The organism is Sphingomonas sp. URJC2 (assembly GCF_059803575.1).
In genome coordinates this window covers 1-21890 of the sequence record NZ_JAPFGX010000003.1, presented here as the reverse complement: position 1 = coordinate 21890, position 21890 = coordinate 1, and the positions used below count along the sequence as shown (strand labels likewise).

Below are 21890 nucleotides of genomic sequence, written 5' to 3'. Positions count from 1 at the left end.
AACTGTTCGTAAACATTTTTCAGCGCATTTCTTTATTGCCGTAGTTAACAATATTCGGCGCCAGCATAAGGCGCTGCAAATTTATTGCGGATCGACCTGCACAACCCCCGCGCCCTCTATAACGGGAGGGCCGGGCTGCCCCGGCATGGACCCCTGAAGCCGGAGAAGCACGTGCGACGCCTTCGTTCCCAGTTCCTGCTCGCCACCATCTTGAGCGGTTTTGCCGCAGGAACGGGCACCGCCCATGCCGCACCGGCCGCGACGCCGTTCATGTCGGTCGGGTTCGAGGACAACAGCCTGACCGGCTGGACGACCGGGGGCGGCGTGACGCTGGTCGGCTCCGACCAGCTGAGCCTGGGCGGCACCAATTTCGAGATTGGCGCGCGCGGGAACTTCATGGCGCGCATCCTGCCCAACAACTCGGCAATCGACCGTTCGGGTGCCGAAGCGCTGCTCGGCCTGAGCGCGGGCAGCATCGCCGCCGCCGGCGCGCCGGGCTTTGCTGCCTCGACCAATTTCGGGTTGATGACCCGGACGTTCACTCTTGCAGCCGGCACCTACAGCTTTGGCTGGTCCTATGCCGCGCAGGATTATGATCCGTTCGACGACGGCGTGTTCTTCTCGCTTGTCGGCACCGGCGTCCAGCGCATCAATGTGCTCGCCGGCAACATCAGCGGCCAGCCGGACACGGTGATCGTCGGCACCTATGGGTCGACGCCCTGGCGGCTCGCCACCTTCACCATCGATGTCACGGGAACCTATCAGCTGGGCTTCGGGGCGTTCAACAACCGCGATACGGGCGTCGATCCGGTGCTGTTCCTCGACGACGGCCTCGGCTTTCTGAGTGCGAACGGGGTGCCGGTCGATCCGGTCGGTCCCGCGCCCGGGCCGGGCACGGTCGACAACAGCCAGCCGAACTTCCCGGTGTCGCAGATCGGTAGCGGCGTGCAGCCGGTGATGGATGGCGGCACCCTGCTCGTCGATGCCGCCGGCACGGTGACGGCGGCGATCACGATCAACGGGGCCGGTGGCACGATCGACACCAACGGGCTGGATGCGACCTTTTCCGGCGATCTGAGCGGTGCCGGCGGCCTTACCAAGACGGGCGCAGGCACGCTGACCCTGACCGGGGCCAACAGCTATCAGGGTGGCACGACGATCGCGGACGGGCGTCTCGTCGCGTCCACCGGGGCCATTGTCGGCGATGTCGTCAACAATGCGGTGTTCGAACTGGCGCAGGCGAGCGACGGCACGTTCGCGGGCGCGATCAGCGGCACGGGCCAGCTGGTCAAGTCCGGCGCGGGCACGCTGACGCTGACCGGCGCGAACACCCATCAGGGCGGCACCAGCATCGAAGCCGGGCGTCTGGTCGCCTCGACGTCGACGCTTTCCGGCGACGTGACCAACAATAGCGTGTTCGAACTCGCTCAGACCGGCAACGGCACCTTTGCCGGCGCGATCAGCGGCACGGGCCAGCTGGTGAAGTCCGGCAATGGCACGCTGACGCTCACCGGGACGAACACCCATCAGGGTGGCACCAGCATCGAAGCCGGGCGTCTCGTCGCTTCGACGTCGACGCTTTCCGGCGACGTCACCAACAACGGCGTGTTCGAACTCGCCCAGACCGGTAACGGCACCTTCGCCGGCGCGATCAGCGGCACCGGGCAGGTGGTCAAGTCGGGCGCGGGCACGGTGACGCTCACCGGCAGCAACACCCATCAAGGCGGCACCAGCATCGAAGCCGGGCGGCTGGTCGCTTCGACGTCGACGCTTTCCGGCGACGTCACCAACAATGGCGTGTTCGAACTCGCCCAGACCGGTAACGGCACCTTCGCCGGCGCGATCAGCGGCACAGGCCAGCTGGTCAAGTCGGGCGCGGGCACGGTGACGCTCACCGGGACGAACACCCATCAGGGTGGCACCCGCATCGAAGCCGGGCGTCTCGTCGCGTCGACGTCGACGCTCTCCGGCAACGTCACCAACAATGGCGTCTTCGAACTTGCCCAGACCGGCAATGGCAGCTTTGCCGGCGCGATCAGCGGCAGCGGCCAGCTGGTCAAGTCCGGCGCAGGCACGCTGACGCTGACCGGCGCGAACACCCATCAGGGCGGCACCAGCATCGAGGCCGGGCGGCTGGTCGCTTCGACCGCGACCCTGTCGGGCAATGTGACCAACAATAGCGTGTTCGAACTCGCTCAGGCGAGCGACGGCACGTTCGCGGGCGCGATCAGCGGCAGCGGCCAGCTGGTCAAGTCCGGCACCGGCACGCTGACGCTCACCGGGGCCAATGCGGGTCTCAACCTCGCAGTCAATGAAGGCGTGGTCGAGGCGGCGTCGCAGCAGGCGCTGGGCACGACCGGCGGCGCGATCACGCTGGGCGCGAACACGGCGCTGCGTGCGGGATCCAATCTGGTCATCAGCCAGGCCGTCGGCGTCGCGGGCGGCGCGGCGCGGATCGACACCGGCGTCCATGAAGTCACGCTGTCGGGCGGGGCGAACGGCAATGCGTGCCTGACCAAGACCGGCACCGGACGGCTGGTGTTCGCGGCCCCGGCCGGGAACGCGATCGGTGCCTGTGTCGAGCAGGGCGCGGCGCGGTTCAACAGCAGCTTTGCAGGCAATGTGTTCGTCGAGGCCAATGGCCGGGCGGAAGGTAGCGGCCAGATCGCCGGCAATATCGAAGTGCGCGGCACGCTCGCGCCCGGCAATTCGCCGGGGGTGCTGACCGTGAATGGCAGCGTCACCCAGTTTGCCGGCAGCACGCTGGCCATCGACATCGATGGCGCGCGGCCGGGCAATGGCGCGGGCTTCCACGACCAGATCAATCTGGTCGGTGCCGGATCGGTGTTCACCGCGGCGGGCAGCGTCGCGCCGATCCTGCGCGGCATCACCGGTGCGGCGAACAATGATTTCACTCCCGAAATCGGCCAGACGTTCGAGATCGTCACCGCGCAGGGCGGCATTGCCGGCCGGTTCGACACCATTGCCCAGCCTGCCGCCGGACTGCCGGGCAACAGCCGGTTCGACATCATCTATCGCCGCAATGCGATCCTGCTGGCCGTCACCCCGGGCAGCTATGCCGCGCTGATGAGCCCGAGCGGCATCCGCAACCGCGTGGCGGCGGGGACGGCGCTCGACACGCTGCGCGACACGGCGGGCGGCACGCCGGCGGCAACGACGCTGTTCGCCGGGCTGGCCGGCCTGAACGGCGCCGCGCTCGGCACCACGGTCGAGCAGCTGGCCGGCGGCGTTCATGCCTCTGCGGTCGATGCGACGCTCGCGGGTCTGCGGGGCGTGCGCGGCGATCTGATCGCCCGGATCGGCCGGAACGCCCCTGCGGGCGGCGCGGGCGGGCGGACGGGCCTGTGGGGCAATGTCCGCGGCCAGCAGCTCGATGTCGGGCAGGACCGGACAAGCGCGGGCTACCGCGTCAACGGGCTGGCCTTTGCCGCGGGCGCGGATCGCCGGCTGAGCGACGCCGTCACGGTCGGCCTCGCGGCTAGCTATGCCGAAAACGATCTTGCCCAGAATGGCTTCGGCACCGGCAGCACCCGCAGCTACCACGCCCATGGCTATGGCAGCTGGCAGGGTCGCCGCGCCTATGTCGCAGCGGCGGCGAGCATCGGCATCGATGATTATGCGATCGACCGCACGGTCGCGCTGATCGATGGCGGCGCGCGGATGCGTGCGGACACCGACGGCGTGTCGCTGGGCTTCGATGTCGAGGCCGGCTATGCGCTGACGACCGGCAAGGTCGCGGTGACGCCGATCGTCGGCGTCTCCTATGACCGGCTGACGCGCGAAGCGGTGGCCGAACGGGGCAATGCAGCGGTGGCGCTGCGTTTCGACGATGGCCGGCGCGAGGCCTTTGCCGGCAAGGCCGGGCTGCGCGCCGACACCGCGCTCGGCCAGGGCGACAGCGCGCTGCGCCTGTTCGGCCAGGCGATGGTCGAGCATCAGCTGGGGCGGACCGCGACGCGGCTGTCGCCGCTGCTGGCAGGGGTTTCGTTCACCAGCGCCGCCGCTTCGCCGGGACGCACTGCGGTGACCGGGGCCGCCGGCCTCACCGGCCGCATTGGCGAGCGGCTGAGCATCGATGTCGGCTATCAATATGCGCACTGGTCGAACGCCGATGCGCACAATGCCCAGGCCACGCTGCGCCTGAGCTGGTAAGCCGGCGCAACGGCGAAGACCGGAGCGGCCGATCCGATTGCATCGGATCGGCCGCTTTAGGCCTTTGATTTACCGCATTTTCCGGGTCGCCGGGTGATTCAACCCGGCTTGAAAATGCTCGAGAGCGGTTTCCGATCCGATTGCATCGGATCGGCCGCTCTAGGTCTCTGATTTACCGCATTTTCCGGGTCGCCGGGTGATTCAACCCGGCTTGAAAATGCTCTCATCCGGGGCGCGCGGCCGGCAGACCCGGTCCGGCTGCGCGTCAGACGATCCGGGTGTCCTGCTTGCCCCAATAGCGGTCGCGCAGCAGCCGCTTGTAGAGCTTGCCGGTCGGGTGCCGCGGCAGCTCGTCGACAAAGTCGAACCGGCGCGGCGTCTTCACCCCCGACAGCGCGGCGCGGCAGAAGCGGGTCAGCTCCTCGGCCAGCTCCGGCCCGGGCGCAACCCCCGGCGCGGGTTCGATCACGGCGATCACCTCTTCGCCCATTTCGTCATGCGGCCCGCCGATCACCGCGACATCGCCGACCGAGGGGTGGGTGACGAGATGGTTCTCGATCTCCTGCGGATAGATGTTCACCCCGCCCGAAATGATCATGAAGCTCGCCCGGTCGGTCAGATAGAGGAACCCGTCCTCGTCCATCCAGCCGACATCGCCCAGCGTCGACCAGCCATGGCGGTTGCGCGTCTGCGCGGTCTTTTCGGGGTCGTTGTGATATTCAAAGCTGGTCGGGCTTTCGAAATAGACCATGCCGGTCTGGCGCGGCGGCAGCACATTGCCGTCCTCGTCGCAGATATGGGCGATGCCGTGCACCGCGCGCCCGACCGAGCCGGGATGCGCCAGCCAGTCGACCGGGCCGATCGCGGTCATGCCATTGCCTTCGGACCCCGCATAATATTCGTGGATCACCGGTCCCCACCAGTCGAGCATCGCCTGCTTGACCGGCACCGGGCAGGGCGCGGCGGCATGGAACGCGACCTTGAGCGACGAAGTGTCATAGCCGCGCCGCACCGCTTCGGGCAGTTTGAGCATGCGGACGAAATGCGTCGGCACGAACTGGCCGTGCGTGACCTTGTAGCGCTGGATCGCGGCGAGCGCGGCTTCGGGATCGAAATGGGCCATCACCACGGCGGTCCCGCCCAGCCGCTGGGCGGTCATCGTCCAGCGGAGCGGCGCTGCGTGATAAAGCGGCGCGGGGCACAGATAGATGCTGTCGGCATTCATCCCGTACAGCCCCTGCGCCAGCAGCATCAGCGTGTTGGGCGCGTCGATCTCGGGCGGCTCGGGCAGCGCGACCTTGATCCCCTTGGGCCGGCCGGTGGTGCCGGACGAATAGAGCATGTCGACGCCTGCGCTTTCGTCCTCGATCGGCTCGGGCGGCATCAGCGCCAGCGCGGCCTCGGCATCCTCAAAGCCCGTCAGCGCGCCGTCGAGCACCAGCCGGTCGATCCCGGCGGCGGTAAGCGCCCCGGCGGTGCGCGCCAGGCTGGCCTGGGTGATCAGCAGCCGCGCGCCGCTGTCGGCGAGGATATAATCGACCTCGGCCGCGGTCAGCTTGCTCGAAATGCAGACGAAGAACAGTCCGGCGCGCTGCGCGCCCCAGGCCAGTTCGAGATAGCGGAGATGGTTTTCCAGAAACAGCGCGATCACATCGCCGCGCTGGCAGCCGCGTGCGCGGTAAAGCTGGGCGGCGCGGTTCGAACGGGCGTCAAGCTCGGCAAAGCTCAGCGTTTCGCCGGTCTCGGCCATGATCAGCGCCGGTTTGTCGGGTTGGGTCAGGGCATGGCGGGCGGGGTGCATCGGGCGTCTCTCTCCATTGTCGTTATGCTGTGATGTGATCTTAAACGGCCAGCACCTGCGTGGATGCCGGGCGGATGTCGGGCGGGAAGAACGGCCCCGGGGGTTGTTTGTTTGGTCGCGGCACCGGCCCGCACCCCCACCCGGCCTCCCAACGGCAGTATACTATGGGAGGCCGGGTGGGGGTGTGGGCCGGTGCCGCCCCTGCGCCGTGAGGCGCGCAAAAACCCCATCCCGCGCACGGGATTGCCGTTCGCGTCAAGCCGCCCTAAGCGGGGGCCATGCCGTTCGACACGCGCTTCGACCCCGAACGATTTGTGCGCACCCTGGCCAGCCGCGCCCATGGCGGGCTGATCGGCCTGCGCTATGTCGGCCATGGCCCGGACTGGGCGGAACTGGCCATCGACTATCGCGACGCGCTGGTCGGCGATCCGGACAGCGGCGTGCTCGCCTCCGGCCCGATTCTCGCGCTGATGGACATGGCGACCAGCATGGCGATCTGGATCCGGCAGGACCGGTTCCGCGCCCAGGCGACGCTCGACCTCAGGATCGACTATCTGCGCCCGGCCACCCCCGGCCGCGCGGTGATCGGCCGCGGCGAATGTTACCGGCTGACGCGCAGCATCGCCTTTGTGCGCGGCCAGGCGCATGACGGCGACCCGGATGACCCCATCGCCCATGTCGCGGGCACCTATATGTTCACGGACGTGCCATGAAGCTGCCGCCTTATGCCGAGCTGCTGGAACTGCGGATCGCGGGCCTTGAAGCGGGCGCGCCGGTGCTTGCCATGCCCTATCATCACGGGGTCGCCGGGCGGCCGGGATTCCTGCATGGCGGGGCCATTGGCGGGCTGCTGGAAATGGCCGCCTTTGCCGCACTTCACGCCGCCTTTGCCGATGCCGACCGGCCGCGCATCAAGCCGGTGACGGTGACGGTCGATTTCATGCGCGGCGGGCGCGAGGTCGAAACCTTCGCGCTCGGCACGGTGGAGCGGCTGGGCACGCGCATCGCCAATGTCGTCGCCCATGCCTGGCAGGACGACCGCAGCCGGCCGATCGCGGCGGCGCGGATGAACATGCTGCTGCGGCGCGACTGACCGCGCGGGGCGGCAGCGCCCGGCCGACGGGCGGCGGCGCTGCATCCCCAAGCCACGGGCCGGACCGGCATGTTCACCCCCGCCCCCGGCCTCAATCGGCGTCGATGCTGACGCCGCACGACGCGCTGACCAGCCCGCCATCGACGGTCAGCGTTTCGCCGATCACATAATCGCCCGAGCGCGCGGCCAGATAGAGCGCGGCGGCCGCCATGTCCTCGGGAATGCCGATCCGGCGCGCGGGGATGGCGCGGGCGACTTCATCGCCATGGTCGCGCGCGGCGCGGTTCATCTGCGACGGGAAAGCGCCGGGGGCGAGCGAGGTGACGTTGATATTGTCGGCCACCAGCCGCGCCGCCATCCGCTTGGTCAGATAGATCAGCGCCGCCTTCGACGTCTGGTAGCTGTAGGTTTCCCACGGGTTGAGCCGCTGGCCGTCGATCGAGGTGATGTTGATCACCTTGGCCGGCTGCCCGGCCGCGCCCGCCGCCTTGAGCAGCGGATAAAGCGCCTGAGTGAGGAAGAAGGGCGATTTGACATTGAGGTCCATCACCTTGTCCCAGCCCTTTTCGGGGAAGGTCTCGAACGCCTCGCCCCAGGCGGTGCCGGCATTGTTGACGAGGATGTCGAGCCGGCTTTCATGCGCGGCCAGCTGTTCGGCGAGCGCGCGGCAGCCGGCGACGGTCGACACGTCCTGCGGCAGCGCGATGCAGTTCGGTCCCAGCTCTTCTGCGGTGGCAAAGCAGTCCTCGGCCCGGCGCGCCGAGATATAGACCTTGGCCCCCTGCGCGATGAAGCCTTCGGCGATCCAGCGGCCGATGTTGCGCGACCCGCCGGTGACCAGCGCGACGCGCCCGTCGAGGCGGAAAAACGATGCGATGTCCATGATGATCCTCTCCTGATATTTTGTGGGCGACGGTCAGCCGCCGCGCCGGATCGTCTCGCGCGCGATGACGATCTGCTGGATCTGGCTGGTGCCTTCGTAGATGCGGAATAGCCGCACGTCGCGGTAGAGCCGTTCGATGCCGTAATCGGCCAGATAACCGGCCCCGCCATAGATCTGCACCGCGCGGTCGGCGACGCGGCCGACCATTTCGCTGGCGAAATATTTGGCGGCCGCCGCCTCCATCGTCACTGTCTCGCCCCGGTCCTTGGCGGCGGCGGCGTCGAGCACCAGCGCGCGGGCGGCAAGCGCCTCGGTCTTGGAATCGGCGATCATTCCCTGAACCAGCTGGAAGTTCGAGATCGGCTGGCCGAACTGCCGCCGCGTCGTCGCATAGCCGACACAGTCGGCGATCAGCCGCTCGGCCACGCCGACGCACATCCCGGCAATGTGCAGCCGCCCGCGATCGAGCACGCGCATCGCGATCTTGAAGCCCTCGCCCTCGGCACCGAGCAGATTTTCCGCCGGCACCGGCACATCGTCGAAATGCACGTCGCAGATATGCGCACCCTTCTGGCCCATCTTGCGCTCGGGCACGCCCACCGACAGCCCCGGCAGGTCGCGCGGCACCAGAAACGCCGATACGCCGCCCGCGCCTTCGCCGCCGGTGCGGGCCATGACGGTGAACAGCCCGGCCTTGTTGGCATTGGTGATGTAGCGCTTGGACCCGGTCAGCCGGTAGACATCGCCGTCGCGCACCGCACGGGTGCGCACCGACGCGCCGTCGGACCCGGCCTCCGGCTCGGTCAGGGCAAAGCTGGTGATCAGCTCGCCGCTGGCGATGCGCGGCAGATAGCGCGCTTTCTGCGCCTCGGTGCCGGCGATCGCCAGCCCCTGGGAACCGATGCCGACATTGGTGCCGAAGGCCGAACGAAAGGCCGGGGTGGTGCGCCCCAGCTCGAACGCGATCCGCACCTCTTCGGCCATCGACAGGCCAAGGCCGCCATATTCGTGGGAAATCGACAGGCCATACAGGCCCATCGCCTTCATTTCGTCGAGCACGGCCTCGGGGATCGAATCATCCTCTTCGACCTGCGCTTCGATCGGCCGCAGCTTTTCCGCTACGTAACGCCGGACATTGTCGACCAGGGCTTCGAAAGTCTCCGCGTCCAGGGCCATTTTCCTCTCCTTTTCCGCATTCAATCGGGTTGACCTTACGTGTCCGTCAAGTCCAGCTTGCACGCCGGACGCCCAAAAAAGGCCGGAAGCCCGAAAAGGCCGAACGCCGCGAAAAAAGGAGCGCCGCAGGATGAGGACGGACATGGAATCAGCCGATGAGCGGGCGCTGAGGCGGCGCAGCCTGACCCTTGGGCTGCTGACTCTCACCTATTTCTTCTCCTATATGGACCGGCAGATTCTGGCGATCCTGATGGAGCCGATCCGCCGCGACCTCGATCTGACCGATCTTCAGCTCGGCCTCGTCGCGGGCTTTGCGTTTGCGCTGTTCTACGCGACGCTCGGCATTCCGGTCGCGCGGCTCGCGGATCGCGGCAACCGGCGCAACATCGTCGCGGTGTCGCTGGCAGTGTGGAGCCTGTTCACCGCCTTATGCGGGCTGGCGCAGAATTACGCGCAGTTGCTCGCCGCGCGGATCGGCGTCGGCATTGGCGAGGCGGGATCGAGCCCGCCCAGCCATTCGATGATCGCCGATCTCTACCCGCCCGACCGGCGCGCCGGGGCCATGGCGATCTATGCCTCGGGCGTGGTGCTGGGCGGCGGCTTCGGGACGATCCTGGGCGGCTGGCTGGCGCACCAATATGGCTGGCGCACCGCGATCATGGCGGTCGGCCTGCCGGGGCTGGCGCTCGCGGTCGTGGTCCGGCTGCTGGTGGTCGAGCCGCGCCGGGGGCTGTCGGAACCCGCGCGCATCGCGCCCGCCGCGCAACCGCCGCTGGGCGAGGGGTTTCGGACCATCTGGGCCAATCCGGCGGCGCGCCATCTGGTGATGGGCGTCACCCTCACCTCGCTCGTCGGCTATGCGCTGACCTCGTTCGGGCTGACCTATTACATCCGCTCGTTCAAGCTCGACACCGCGACCGTGGGGCTGGTGCTCGGCCCGCTGGTGGCGATTGTCGGCACCATTTCGGGCGTGGGCGGCGGCATGATCGCCGACCGCTGGGCGCGCAGATCGGGCCAGCATGTGCAAAGCTGGCTGGTCGCGATCCTCAAGACCGCGGCGATCCCGTTCATGGCGCTCGTCTATCTGGCGCCAAGCTTCCAGATCGCGGTCGCCGCGCAGGCGGTGTCGGTGCTGCTCCAGTCGAGCTATCTCGGCCCCAGCTTCGCGCTGATCCAGGGGCTGGCCCCGATCCGGCTGCGCGCGATGTGGGCGGCGATCACGCTGCTGGTCATCAACCTGATCGGCCTGGGCCTCGGCCCGGCGGTGACCGGCGCGCTCAGCGACTTCTACCGGCCGCATCTGGGTGCCGAATCGCTGCGCTATGCGCTGCTCACCATGGCGGCGATCACGCCCTGGCCGATCTGGCATTACTGGCGCGCCGGGCAGATCCTCAAACAGATGCAGGCCGCGCGCGACGCCGCCGGCGACACGGGAGAATGACGATGCGGTTTGAAGGCAAGGTCGCGGTGGTCACCGGCGGCGCATCGGGCATCGGCCGCGCGACCGCGCTGCGGCTGGCGGCCGAAGGGGCGATGGTGGTGATGGGCGATATCGATGCGGCGGGCGGCGCGGCGCTGGCCGCGGAGAGCGACGGGCGCATCCATTTCCGGCCGACCGACGTGACCGCCGAGGCCGATATCATCGCGCTGATCGGCGCGGCGCAGGAACTGGGCGGGCCGCATCTGCTGTTCAACAATGCCGGGGCCGGCGGGCTGCGCGCGCCGATCGACGAGATCGATCTGGCGGGCTGGGACCGGACGATGGCGCTGCTGCTGTCGTCGGTCGCGCTTGGCATCCGCCATGCCGCGCCGGCGATGACCGCGCTGGGCGGCGGCGCGATCGTCAACACCGCGAGCGTCGCCGCGCTGGCGGCAGGGGCTGCGCCCACCGCCTATTCGGTCGCGAAGGCCGGCGTGCGCCACCTGACCCGGATGGCGGCGGCCGACCTTGCCCGCCACCGCATCCGGGTGAACGCCGTGCTACCGGGGTTCATCACCACCAACATCTTTGCCAGCGCGATGGAGCTGACCGGCAAGGTGCGCGACACCGCCAATGCGATGATCGCGCAGACCGCCTCCAACGCCCAGCCGATCCGCCGCGCCGGGCGTGCGGAAGACATTGCCGCTGCCGTCTGCTTCCTGCTCAGCGACGATGCCTCGTTCATCACCGGCACCGACCTGCTGGTCGATGGCGGCCTGTCGGTCGGGCCGCGCCACAGCTGGGACGCCGACACGCCCGGGCTGTTCGACGCGCTGGCGATGATCGCGGGCAAATGACCGCCGCCCCGGTCCCGACCCGTGCGCGGCTGGCGATCGGCATCGGGTCCATCGCCTATGGGATCAAGGACAACGGCTTTTCGGTCTTTCTGCTCGTCTTCTACAATCAGGTGCTGGGGCTGCCGGCCGATCAGGTCGGGCTGGTGCTGCTGGCGGCGCTGGTCATTGACGGGCTGATCGACCCGGTGATCGGCGTGCTGAGCGACGGCACGCGCAGCCGGATCGGCCGCCGCCACCCCTGGCTCTATGGCTCGGCGCTGCCCATCGGGCTGAGCTGGCTGATGCTGTGGAATCCCCCGGCGCTGACCCCGGACAAAATGGTGCTGCACCTGTTCGCCATCGCCGTGCTGGTGCGGGCCAGCGTGTCGGCCAACGAAGTGCCCGCCGCCGCGCTGGTGCCGGAAATGACGCGCGATTATCATGAGCGCACCGCCGTCATCCGCTACCGCTTCCTGTTCGGCTGGGGCGCGGGGCTGGCGATGCTGATGCTCGCTTATGGCGTGCTGCTCACCCCCGGGCCGGGCGGCGGCTTCACGGCCGGCGGCTTTGCGCTGTTCGGCGCGGTCGGCGCGGCGGCGATGGCGGCATCGGTGCTGGTGTCGGCGCTCGGCACCCACCGCGCCTATGCACGGATGCCCGCTGTCGCCGGCCCGCGCCACAGCCTCGGCCGCGAACTGAAGGGCATCGCCCATGCGCTGTCGGACCGCGCCTTTCTGATCCTGATGGGCATGGGGCTGTTCGCCTTTGCCAATCAGGGGATGATGTTTGCGCTGACCAATTATCTGCTGCCCTATGTCTGGCAGTTCGGCCGGGCGGGCCTGCTGGCCTATTCGGTGTGCCTGTTCATCGGCGTGATCGGCGCGTTTCTGGTGGTGACGCCGATTGCCCGGCGGCTGGGCAAGAAAGGCGCGGGCGGGCTGCTGGTGCTGGTGGCGGCGGCGGCGGGCACCGCGCCCTATTGGCTGCGGCTGGCCGGGCTGTTCCCGCCACCGGGCGATCCGGCGCTCGCACCGGTGTTTCTGGTCCTGGCCACGATCGGCACCGGGGCGGGCGTGGCGACGATGATCCTGATTTCATCGATGGTCGCCGATCTGGTCGAGGCGGCGGAGGAACGCACCGGCCGGCGCGACGAGGGGCTGTTCTACGCCGGGTTCTTCTTCGTCCAGAAATGCACGACGGGGCTGGGGATCTTCCTTGCCGGGCAGATCGTCAGCCTGTCCGGCTTTCCGGCGCGGGCGGGAATCGGCCAGGTGCCGGAGGCGGCGCTCGACCGGCTGACTTTCGGCTTTGCGGCCATCACCATCGTCTTTGCGCTGGCGAGCAGCCTGTTCGCCCGCGCCTTTCCCATCGGGCGGGCCGAGCATGAGGCGCGGCTCGCCAAGCTTGCCGTAGCGGCAGCGCGACAGACCGGCCAACATGGCGGTTAACCGCCATTTTTTGGACTGGAAAGCGGCGCTGATCGCCCTTTAGAACAGACCCCGACCAAGGAGAGGGACATGGATTTCGACCTGACCGAACGCCAGCTTTACTGGCGCGACCGGGTGCGCGACTTCATCGAGGCGAACGTCCGCCCGCGCGACCCCGATTATCATGCCGAACAGCATGAAGGCAGCCGCTGGAAGGTCCTCCAGACGATCGAGGATGCGAAGCAAAAGGCCAAGGCGCAGGGCATATGGAACCTGTTCATGCCGCCCAGCGCCGGGCGGCCGCATGTCGATGACAGCTTCGTGTTCGAGGGGCCGGGCCTGACCAATCTCGAATATGCGCTGTGCGCCGAGGAAATGGGCCGCATCGGCTGGGCGTCGGAAGTGTTCAACTGCTCCGCCCCCGACACCGGCAATATGGAGGTGCTGCACCGCTATGGCACCCGCGCGCAGAAGGACCAGTGGCTGAAGCCGCTGATGGAGGGCGAGATCCGCTCCGCCTTTCTGATGACCGAACCGGCCGTCGCCTCGTCGGATGCGACCAATATCGAGACACGGATCGAACGCGACGGCGATCATTATGTGCTGAATGGCCGCAAATGGTGGTCGAGCGGCGCGGGCGATCCGCGCTGCAAGATCGCCATCGTGATGGGCAAGACCGATTTCGGGGCCGCACGCCATGCCCAGCAGTCGATGCTGCTGATGCCGCTCGACGCGCCGGGGGTAACGATCCTGCGCCACCTGCCGGTGTTCGGTTATGACGACGCCCCGCATGGCCATATGGAGATCGAGCTCAAGGACGTGCGCGTGCCGGTCGAGAACATGCTGCTCGGCGAAGGGCGCGGGTTCGAGATCGCGCAGGGCCGGCTGGGGCCGGGGCGCATCCATCACTGCATGCGCACCATCGGCGCGGCTGAAGAGGCGCTCGAGAAAATGTGCCGCCGGCTGCTGTCGCGCGTCGCCTTTGGCAAGGTGATCGCTGAACACAGCGTCTGGGAACAGCGCGTCGCCGAAGCGCGCATCGACATCGAAATGACCCGGCTGTTGTGCCTCAAGGCCGCCGACATGATGGACAAGGCCGGCAACAAGGCCGCGCAGGCCGAAATCGCGATGATCAAGGTGGCGGCACCGCGCATCGCCTTGCGCGTCATCGACGATGCGATCCAGGCCTTTGGCGGCGCGGGCGTGTCCGAGGATCCGGGGCTGGCCAAAATGTATGCCGGCATCCGCACGCTGCGCCTCGCCGACGGGCCGGACGAGGTCCATAACCGCTCGATCGCACGGCTGGAGTTCGGCAAATATGGCGGGCGCGAGGCGATCGACGCGGCGCGGCGGCAGTTCAGCTCGGGCGATCTCGGGGTCGCGCGGTGAAGGCCGCGATCCTGTTCGAGCCGCGCTCGGCGCTGCGCATCGAGGATGTGACAGTGTCCAAGCCCGGCCCGCACGAGGTGCTGATCCGCACCGCGGCGACCGGCGTGTGCCGTTCGGACCTGCATTTCGTCGACGGCGCCTATCCGCATGCCATGCCCTGCATTCCCGGGCATGAGGCGGCCGGGATCGTCGAACAGGTGGGCAGCGAGGTGCGCGCGCTCCGCCCCGGCGATGCCGTCATCACCTGCCTGTCGGCCTATTGCGGCGAATGCGAGTTCTGCGTGACCGGGCGGCTGTCGCTGTGCCTGGGCGCGGCGACGCGGCGCGGCAAGGGTGAGCCGCCGCGCCTGACGCTGACCGCCGATGGTTCAGTGGTCAACCAGATGCTCAACCTGTCCGCCTATGCCGAACAGATGCTCGTCCATGAGCATGCCTGTGTGGCGATCAACCCGGACATGCCGCTCGACCGCGCCTGCGTGATCGGCTGCGCGGTGACGACCGGGGCCGGCGCAGTGTTCAACGCCGCCCGGCTGACCCCCGGCGAGACGGTGGCGGTGATCGGCTGTGGCGGCATCGGACTGGCGGCGGTCAATGCCGCGCGCATCGCCGGGGCCGGGCGCATCATCGCGCTCGACCCGGTGCCCGAAAAGCGCGCGCTCGCCGAAAAGCTGGGCGCGACCGACAGCTTCGACCCCGCGGCCGACGGCACCGCCGGCACGGTGATCGAGCTGACCCGGGGCGGCGTCCATCATGCGATCGAGGCGGTCGGCCGCCCGGCCTCCGGCGAGCTGGCGGTCAAGCTGCTGCGCCGGGGCGGGACGGCGACGATCCTTGGCATGATGCCGCTCGACCACAAGGTCGGGCTGTCGGCGATGGACCTGCTCGGCTCCAAAAAGCTGCAGGGCGCGCTGATGGGCGACAACCGCTTCCCGGTCGACATTCCCCGGCTGGTCGATTTCTACATGCGCGGGATGCTCGACCTTGATTCGATCATCGCCGAGCGCGTGCCGCTGACCGACATCAACCATGCGTTCGACCGGCTGCGGCAGGGCGATGCGACGCGTTCGGTGGTCGTCTATCAATGAGCGGGGCCGATGAAACCATGGTCGGCACCATGGCGGTGCCGGAAAAGGACCGGCTGGACGAAGCGCGGCTGACCGCCTGGTTCGCGGCCAATGTCGACGGCTTTGCCGGCCCGATCACCCTGTCGCGGTTCAAGGGCGGCCAGTCGAACCCGACCTACCGGATCGACACGCCGGGCACCGCTTATGTGCTGCGCCGCCAGCCTTTCGGGCCGCTGCTGCCCTCCGCCCATGCGGTCGACCGCGAATATCGGGTGATCGCGGCGCTGCATCCGGCGGGCTTTCCGGTCGCCCGGCCTTATGGCCTGTGCACCGATCCCGACGTGATCGGATCGATGTTCTATGTGATGGGCCTCGCCGATGGCCGCAATCTGTGGGACGGGTCGCTGCCCGGCTGCACGCCGGCGGAGCGGCGCGGCATCTACAACGCGATGATCGACACGCTGGCGGATCTGCACGCCATCGATCCGGTGGCGGTCGGGCTGGGCGATTATGGCAAGCCGGGCAATTATTTCGAACGCCAGGTCGCGCGCTGGACCAAGCAATACCGGGCGTCGGAGACCGAGACGATCCCGGAAATGGACCGGCTGATCGACTGGCTGCCGCGCACCATGCCGGTGCAGGACCGGGTGGCGATCGTGCATGGCGATTACCGGATCGACAACATGATCTTCGCCGCTGCCGAACCGCGGGTGATCGCGGTGCTCGACTGGGAGCTGTCGACGCTCGGCGATCCGCTGGCCGATTTCTCCTATCTGCTGATGAACTGGGTGACGGAGCCGGAAGGCCGGTCAGGGATCAAGGGGCTGGACCTGCCCGCGCTCGGCATCCCGACGCTCGACGAGGCGGTGGCACGCTATTGCGCGCGCACCGGGCGCGCCGGGCTGCCGGAGCTGAACTGGTATTTCGCCTATAACCTGTTCCGCCTCACCGGCATCGTGCAGGGGATCAAGAAGCGGATCGTCGACGGCACCGCATCTTCGCCCCAGGCCGAGGCGACGGCCGCGCGGGTGCCGGCGCTGGCCGCCGCCGCCTGGCATTTCGCCGCCGCCGCCGGCGCGGCCTGAGCCGGCCCCAGAGACTGACCGCAGAGACCGGCACAACACGGGAGCAGCACTTCATATGGCCAGCCTGTTCGACCTGACCGGCAAGGTCGCCATCATCACCGGATCGTCGCGCGGCATCGGCAAGGCGACCGCACGGGCGATGGCGGCGGCCGGCGCACGCGTCGTGATTTCCAGCCGCAAGGCCGAGGCATGCGACGCCGCCGCCGCCGAGATCAACGCCGATCATCCGGGGGCCGCGATCGCGGTGCCGGCCAATATTTCCGACAAGGAGGCGCTCGCCCATCTGGTCGCCGAGACCGAACGCCGGCTCGGCCCGGTCGACATCCTCGTCTGCAACGCCGCGTCCAATCCCTATTACGGGCCGATGGCGGGGATGGCCGATGACCAGTTCCGCAAGATCCTGGACAACAACGTCATCGCCAATCACTGGCTGATCGGCATGGTCGCGCCGGGGATGCGCGCGCGGCGCGACGGCGCGATCATCATCATTTCGTCGATCGCCGGTCTGCGCGGCACGCCGGTGATCGGCGCCTATGGCATTTCCAAGGCTGCCGACATGGCGCTGGCGCGCAATCTGGCGCGCGAGTTCGGTGGCGACAATGTGCGCGTCAACTGCATCGCGCCGGGGCTGATCCGCACCGATTTCGCGCGCGCGCTGTGGGAGGATGCCGACACGCTGCGCCGCTCGACCGAGGGCGCGGCGCTCAAGCGCATCGGCGAGCCGGACGAGATTGCCGGCGCGGCGGTGTTCCTCGCCTCGGCCGCGGGCAGCTTCACCACCGGCCAGACACTGGTGATCGACGGAGGGCAGACGATATGAGCAGCGAAGCGGGCAGCGGCCGGCTGGCCGGGCGGGTGGCGATCATCACCGGGGCCGGATCGGGCATCGGCCGGGCGACCGCGCTGCGCTTCGCCGCCGAAGGCGCGCGGCTGGTGCTGGGCGACCGCAGCGATGCCGTGCATGAAACGGCGGCGCTGGCCGGCGGCGGCGCGATTGCGCTGGAGATGGATGCGGGGCTGGAGGCCGATGTCGTCCGCATGGTCGAGACCGCGGTCGACACGTTCGGCGCGCTCGACATCGCCTTTGCCAATGCCGGCATTTCGGGCGGGCTGACCGGCATTTTCGATCACAGCGTAGAGGACTGGCAGCAGATCCTGCAGGTCAATCTGATCGGCCCCTATCTGATCATCAAGCACGCCGCGCCGCGCATCATGAAGCAGGGGCGCGGATCGATCATCCTGACGGCCAGCGTCGCCGGGCTGCGGTCGGGCGCGGGCTGCCCGGCCTATTCGGCGTCCAAGGCCGGCGTCATCAACCTTGCCCAGACGGCGGCGCAGCAGCTGTCGGCCACCAATGTGCGGGTGAACGCGATCTGCCCCGGCCTGATCCAGACCGGCATGACGCAGCGCGCGTTCGACCATGCCGCCGAAAAGGGCGTGACCGACCGGATCGGCCGGCTCAACCCGCTGCGCCGCGCCGGCCAGCCCGACGAGATTGCGGCGACCGCGCTGTTCCTCGCCTCGGACGAGGCGAGCTATGTCAATGGCCAGGCGATCGTCGTCGATGGCGGCCTGTCCAGTTCGCACCCGGTCACGCGCCAGGAAACCGGCCGCACCGCGGCCTGACCCCCGATCCAGAACAGCCTTTGAGGAGAGAGCAATGACATCCCCGATTTCCACCGAGATCCGTGACGGGATCCTGATCATCACGTCCAACAACCCGCCGGTGAACGCGCTGGGCGCGGCCGTGCGCGTCGGGCTGGATGCCGCGATCACCGAGCTTGAATCGAACGACGCGATCCAGGCGGCGGTCATCCGCTGCGAAGGCCGCACCTTCTTTGCCGGGGCCGACATCACCGAATTCGGCAAGCCGCCGGTCGAGCCGTTGCTGCCGCAGCTGATCGACCGCATCGAGGCGAGCGCCAAGCCGGTCGTCGCCGCCATCCATGGCACGGCGCTGGGCGGCGGGCTGGAAACCGCGCTGGCCTGTCACTGGCGCGTCGCGGTGCCGTCGGCCAAGCTTGGCGTGCCCGAGGTGAAGCTTGGCCTGCTGCCGGGCGCGGGCGGCACGCAGCGCCTGCCGCGCGTCGCCGGGGTCGAGCTGGCCGCCGAAATGTGCGCGACCGGCACCCCGATCAGCGCCAAGAAAGCCGCCGAAGTCGGGCTGGTCGACCAGATTGCCGGCGAGGACCGGCTGCTCGACGATGCGATTGCGTTTGCGCGCACCAAGATCGGCACCGCGCCGCGCCGCAGCCGCGACCTGCCGGTCAAGGGCGATCCGGCGTTCATCGACGCCTTTGCCGCGCAGAATGCGAAGAAGTTCAAGGGCTTCGACGCGCCGGCCGCCAATCTCGCCTGTGTCCGCGCGGCGGTGGAAAAGCCGTTCGACGACGGCATCGCGTTCGAGCGGCAGGAGTTCATGAAGCTGATGTTCGGCAGCCAGTCGGCGGCGATGCGGCACATCTTCTTTGCCGAGCGTCAGGCCGCCAAGATCGACGGCATTGCCGACGACATTGCGCTGCGCCCGATTGCCAAGGTCGGCGTGATCGGTGCCGGCACGATGGGCGGCGGCATTGCGATGAACTTCCTGCAGGCCGGCATTCCGGTGACCATCGTCGAACAGACGCAGGAAGCGCTCGACCGCGGCGTCGGCGTGATCCGCAAAAACTACGATGCCTCGGCCGCCAAAGGCCGGTTCAAGCCCGAACAGGTCGATGCGCTTATGGGGCTGCTGACCCCGTCGGTCAGCCTTGACGATCTGGCCGATTGCGACCTGATCATCGAGGCCGTGTTCGAGAATATGGACGTCAAGAAGGACGTGTTCGGCAAGCTTGACCGCATTGCCAAGCCCGGTGCGATCCTCGCGTCCAACACCTCCTATCTCGACGTGAACGAGATCGCGACGGCGACGGGCCGGGCGGGCGATGTGCTCGGCCTGCATTTCTTCTCGCCCGCCAATGTCATGAAGCTGCTCGAAGTGGTGCGCGGGGCGAAGACCGCGCCCGACGTGCTCGCCACCGCGATGGCGGTTGCCAAGAAGATCGGCAAAGTCGCCGTGGTCGCCGGGGTGTGCGACGGCTTTATCGGCAACCGGATGCTCAAGCCGCGCCAGATCGAGGCGATGAAGCTGCTGATGGAAGGCGCGACGCCTGCGCAGATCGACAAGGTCCATGTCGATTTCGGCATGCCGATGGGCCCGTTCCAGATGTCGGATCTGGCCGGGGTCGATATCGGCTGGCACCGCGATCCGTCGCGGATCGAAAATGTCCGCGACGCGCTGTGCGCCAAGGGCCGCTGGGGCCAGAAGACCGGCAAGGGCTTTTACGATTACGACGAAAATCGTCGCCCGACGCCCAGCGCCGAAGTGCAGGAGATCCTCGACGCCTTTGCCGCCCAGGCGGGCACCGCGAAGCGCGAGATCAGCGATGCCGAAATCATCGAGCGCACCATCTATCCGATGGTCAATGAAGGCGCGCTGATCCTTGAGGAAGGGATCGCCCAGCGCGCGTCCGACATCGATGTCGTGTGGATCTATGGCTATGGCTGGCCGGTCTATCGCGGCGGCCCGATGTTCTGGGCCGATCTGGAAGGCGCGGACAAGATCCTCGCCGGGCTGGAAAAGCATCTGGCCGCGTTCGGGCCTGAGTTCCGCCTGTCGAGCCTGCTCAAGGACAAGGCGGCAGCCAAGGGGCGGTTCACCCGCCCGGCCTGACCGCACGGCTTTCCGGAGCGGGTGCCGGTCCGATGATCCCGGCTCGCCCGCTCCGGGCTGTTTCTGGCCGCATTTTCCGGGCCGCCGGGTGTTTCCACCCGGCCTGAAAATGCTCTAGGGGGGCGCGCATGACCGACATCAGGATCACGCGCGCCCTTCTTTCCGTTTCCGACAAGACCGGCCTGGTCGAGCTGGGCCAGGCGCTCGCCGCCCGGGGGGTCGAGCTGGTGTCGACCGGCGGCACCGCCCGCGCGCTGCGCGATGCCGGGCTGGCAGTGCGCGACGTGTCGGACCTGACCGGCTTTCCCGAAATGATGGACGGGCGGGTCAAGACGCTGCACCCGGTGGTGCATGGCGGCCTGCTCGGCGTGCGCGACAATCCCGAACATCAGGCGGCGATGGCAGAACATGGCATCGGCGCGATCGATCTGGTCGTCGTCAACCTCTATCCGTTCGAGGCGACGGTGGCACGCGGCGCGGCGCGCGACGAGATCATCGAGAATATCGATATTGGCGGCCCGTCGATGGTGCGCTCAGCCGCCAAGAACCATGCCCATGTCGCCATCGTCACCGACCCGGCCGATTATGCGCTGGTCAGCACCGGCCAGACCAGCCTTGCCGACCGCCGCCAGCTGGCGGCCAAGGCCTATGCGCTGACCGCGCGCTACGATGCCGCGATCGCCGGCTGGTTCGCCCATGCCGATCAGGGCGAAGCGCTGCCGCAGACGCTGCCGGTCGCGCTCAGCCGCGGCGCGCTGCTGCGCTATGGCGAAAACCCGCACCAGTCGGCGGCGCTGTATCTGCCCGCCGGTCCGGCCGCGCGCGGCATCGCCCAGGCCGAACAGGTGCAGGGCAAGGAACTGAGCTACAACAATTACAATGACGCCGATGCGGCGCTGGAGCTGGTCGCCGAGTTTCGCGACGGCCCGCCAACCGTCGTCATCGTCAAGCACGCCAATCCGTGCGGCGTGGCCAGCGCCGACACGCTGATCGAGGCCTATCGCGCGGCCTTTGCCTGTGACAGCGTCTCGGCCTTTGGCGGGATCATCGCGGTCAACCGCCCGCTCGACGGCGAAACCGCGCGCGCGATCACCGAAATCTTCACCGAAGTGGTCGCCGCCCCCGACGCCGATGCCGAGGCGCGCGCGGTGTTCGCGCAGAAGAAGAATCTGCGCCTGTTGCTGACCGGCGAGCTGCCCGATCCGGCGCGGCCGGGGCTGATGCTCAAGAGCATCGCCGGCGGGATGCTGGTGCAGACCCGCGATGACGGGCGCATCGACGAGACGGCGCTCAAGGTCGTCACCCGGCGCGCGCCGACCGCGCAGGAACTGGCCGATTGCCGCTTCGCCTGGACGGTCGCCAAGCATGTGAAGTCGAACGCCATCGTCTATGCCAAGGACGGCAGCACCGCCGGCATCGGCGCGGGGCAGATGAACCGGCTGGAATCGGCGCGCATCGCCGCGTGGAAGGCGAAGGACGCCGCCGACAAGGCCGGCTGGGCGCAGCCGCGCACGCTCGGCTCGGCAGTGGCGTCGGATGCGTTTTTCCCCTTTGCGGACGGGCTGATGGCCGCGGTCGAGGCGGGGGCGACCGCCGTGATCCAGCCGGGCGGCTCGATCCGCGACGACGAAGTGATCGCCGCCGCCGATGCCGCCGGGCTGGCGATGATCTTCACCGGGATGCGGCATTTCCGGCACTGACGGGGGGTGTTTGCGCGCCTCTCGGCGCGGGGGGGGTGTTTGTGCCGCGCCTTGCGGCGCGGGGGCGGCACCGGCCCGCACCCCCACCCGGCCTCCCAACGGCAGGATACACTGTGGGAGGCCGGGTGGGG

16 protein-coding genes are annotated in these 21890 nt (G+C 68.4%); 13 read left to right on the top strand and 3 right to left on the bottom strand.

Annotation, left to right across the window (positions count from 1 at the left end; genetic code table 11):
* The first annotated feature begins 171 nt into the window (after positions 1–171).
* Entirely contained in the window at positions 172–4173 is a 4002-nt protein-coding gene (locus tag OPU66_RS02320) for an autotransporter outer membrane beta-barrel domain-containing protein (protein WP_498552000.1), read from the top strand.
* A gap of 265 nt (positions 4174–4438) precedes the next feature.
* On the opposite strand, the gene OPU66_RS02315 is transcribed toward OPU66_RS02320, so the two are convergent.
* Positions 4439–5974: an acyl-CoA synthetase gene (locus OPU66_RS02315; protein WP_498551999.1), complete on the bottom strand. Its 1536-nt coding sequence runs from the start codon at positions 5972–5974 to the stop codon at positions 4439–4441.
* A 278-nt stretch (positions 5975–6252) separates the two neighbouring features.
* On the opposite strand from OPU66_RS02315, the gene OPU66_RS02310 reads away from it, so the two are divergent.
* Complete coding sequence (locus OPU66_RS02310; protein ID WP_498551998.1) at positions 6253–6687, top strand: PaaI family thioesterase; 435 nt, start codon at positions 6253–6255, stop codon at positions 6685–6687.
* On the top strand, positions 6684–7067 hold the full coding sequence (locus OPU66_RS02305) for a PaaI family thioesterase (RefSeq protein ID WP_498551997.1): 384 nt from the start codon (positions 6684–6686) through the stop codon (positions 7065–7067). The genes OPU66_RS02310 and OPU66_RS02305 overlap by 4 nt, the downstream gene beginning before the upstream one ends.
* A 91-nt stretch (positions 7068–7158) precedes the next feature.
* Here OPU66_RS02305 and OPU66_RS02300 read toward each other — a convergent pair whose 3' ends face one another.
* Complete coding sequence (locus OPU66_RS02300; RefSeq protein ID WP_498551996.1) at positions 7159–7950, bottom strand: SDR family oxidoreductase; 792 nt, start codon at positions 7948–7950, stop codon at positions 7159–7161.
* 33 nt (positions 7951–7983) lie between these two features.
* On the bottom strand, positions 7984–9126 hold the full coding sequence (locus OPU66_RS02295) for an acyl-CoA dehydrogenase family protein (RefSeq protein ID WP_498551995.1): 1143 nt from the start codon (positions 9124–9126) through the stop codon (positions 7984–7986).
* A 142-nt stretch (positions 9127–9268) separates the two neighbouring features.
* Between OPU66_RS02295 and OPU66_RS02290 the strand changes: the two genes are divergently transcribed.
* The 10 genes from OPU66_RS02290 to purH all read left to right on the top strand — a co-directional run bounded on the left by OPU66_RS02290 (position 9269) and on the right by purH (position 21759).
* The gene (locus OPU66_RS02290) at positions 9269–10567 is read left to right on the top strand and encodes a spinster family MFS transporter (RefSeq protein WP_498551994.1); all 1299 of its coding nucleotides are present in this window, start codon (positions 9269–9271) and stop codon (positions 10565–10567) included.
* A 2-nt stretch (positions 10568–10569) separates the two neighbouring features.
* Positions 10570–11403 (top strand): SDR family NAD(P)-dependent oxidoreductase, encoded by an 834-nt coding sequence (locus OPU66_RS02285; protein ID WP_498552102.1) that lies wholly within the window; start codon positions 10570–10572, stop codon positions 11401–11403.
* Complete coding sequence (locus OPU66_RS02280; protein ID WP_498551992.1) at positions 11400–12830, top strand: MFS transporter; 1431 nt, start codon at positions 11400–11402, stop codon at positions 12828–12830. Before OPU66_RS02285 ends, OPU66_RS02280 begins: the two co-directional genes overlap by 4 nt.
* Before the next feature lie 69 nt (positions 12831–12899).
* Positions 12900–14198 carry an acyl-CoA dehydrogenase family protein gene (locus OPU66_RS02275; RefSeq protein WP_498551989.1) on the top strand — a complete coding sequence of 433 codons (1299 nt, stop codon included), beginning with the start codon at positions 12900–12902 and terminating at the stop codon, positions 14196–14198.
* Positions 14195–15283, top strand: coding sequence for a Zn-dependent alcohol dehydrogenase (locus OPU66_RS02270; RefSeq protein ID WP_498551988.1), 1089 nt, complete (start codon positions 14195–14197; stop codon positions 15281–15283). Before OPU66_RS02275 ends, OPU66_RS02270 begins: the two co-directional genes overlap by 4 nt.
* The gene (locus OPU66_RS02265; RefSeq protein ID WP_498551986.1) at positions 15280–16347 is read left to right on the top strand and encodes a phosphotransferase family protein; all 1068 of its coding nucleotides are present in this window, start codon (positions 15280–15282) and stop codon (positions 16345–16347) included. The genes OPU66_RS02270 and OPU66_RS02265 overlap by 4 nt, the downstream gene beginning before the upstream one ends.
* 55 nt (positions 16348–16402) lie before the next feature.
* A complete protein-coding gene (locus OPU66_RS02260) occupies positions 16403–17167 on the top strand; it encodes a glucose 1-dehydrogenase (protein WP_498551984.1) in 765 nt (254 codons plus the stop codon).
* Positions 17164–17973 carry an SDR family NAD(P)-dependent oxidoreductase gene (locus OPU66_RS02255; RefSeq protein ID WP_498551981.1) on the top strand — a complete coding sequence of 270 codons (810 nt, stop codon included), beginning with the start codon at positions 17164–17166 and terminating at the stop codon, positions 17971–17973. The genes OPU66_RS02260 and OPU66_RS02255 overlap by 4 nt, the downstream gene beginning before the upstream one ends.
* Before the next feature lie 34 nt (positions 17974–18007).
* Entirely contained in the window at positions 18008–20059 is a 2052-nt protein-coding gene (locus tag OPU66_RS02250; RefSeq protein WP_498551980.1) for a 3-hydroxyacyl-CoA dehydrogenase NAD-binding domain-containing protein, read from the top strand.
* A 128-nt stretch (positions 20060–20187) separates the two neighbouring features.
* A complete protein-coding gene (gene purH / locus OPU66_RS02245) occupies positions 20188–21759 on the top strand; it encodes a bifunctional phosphoribosylaminoimidazolecarboxamide formyltransferase/IMP cyclohydrolase (protein WP_498551978.1) in 1572 nt (523 codons plus the stop codon).
* Positions 21760–21890: the final 131 nt, after the last annotated feature.

What these genes read in the sequence shown, in the direction of transcription:
- OPU66_RS02280 (WP_498551992.1), top strand. Translation starts at nt 11,400, where the DNA reads ATGACCGCCGCCCCGGTCCCGACCCGTGCGCGGCTGGCGATCGGCATC.
- OPU66_RS02255 (WP_498551981.1), top strand. Translation starts at nt 17,164, where the DNA reads ATGAGCAGCGAAGCGGGCAGCGGCCGGCTGGCCGGGCGGGTGGCGATC.
- OPU66_RS02305 (WP_498551997.1), top strand. Translation starts at nt 6,684, where the DNA reads ATGAAGCTGCCGCCTTATGCCGAGCTGCTGGAACTGCGGATCGCGGGC.
- OPU66_RS02285 (WP_498552102.1), top strand. Translation starts at nt 10,570, where the DNA reads ATGCGGTTTGAAGGCAAGGTCGCGGTGGTCACCGGCGGCGCATCGGGC.
- OPU66_RS02300 (WP_498551996.1), bottom strand. Translation starts at nt 7,950, where the DNA reads ATGGACATCGCATCGTTTTTCCGCCTCGACGGGCGCGTCGCGCTGGTC.
- OPU66_RS02265 (WP_498551986.1), top strand. Translation starts at nt 15,280, where the DNA reads ATGAGCGGGGCCGATGAAACCATGGTCGGCACCATGGCGGTGCCGGAA.
- OPU66_RS02275 (WP_498551989.1), top strand. Translation starts at nt 12,900, where the DNA reads ATGGATTTCGACCTGACCGAACGCCAGCTTTACTGGCGCGACCGGGTG.
- OPU66_RS02260 (WP_498551984.1), top strand. Translation starts at nt 16,403, where the DNA reads ATGGCCAGCCTGTTCGACCTGACCGGCAAGGTCGCCATCATCACCGGA.
- purH (WP_498551978.1), top strand. Translation starts at nt 20,188, where the DNA reads ATGACCGACATCAGGATCACGCGCGCCCTTCTTTCCGTTTCCGACAAG.
- OPU66_RS02310 (WP_498551998.1), top strand. Translation starts at nt 6,253, where the DNA reads ATGCCGTTCGACACGCGCTTCGACCCCGAACGATTTGTGCGCACCCTG.
- OPU66_RS02290 (WP_498551994.1), top strand. Translation starts at nt 9,269, where the DNA reads ATGGAATCAGCCGATGAGCGGGCGCTGAGGCGGCGCAGCCTGACCCTT.
- OPU66_RS02315 (WP_498551999.1), bottom strand. Translation starts at nt 5,974, where the DNA reads ATGCACCCCGCCCGCCATGCCCTGACCCAACCCGACAAACCGGCGCTG.
- OPU66_RS02250 (WP_498551980.1), top strand. Translation starts at nt 18,008, where the DNA reads ATGACATCCCCGATTTCCACCGAGATCCGTGACGGGATCCTGATCATC.
- OPU66_RS02295 (WP_498551995.1), bottom strand. Translation starts at nt 9,126, where the DNA reads ATGGCCCTGGACGCGGAGACTTTCGAAGCCCTGGTCGACAATGTCCGG.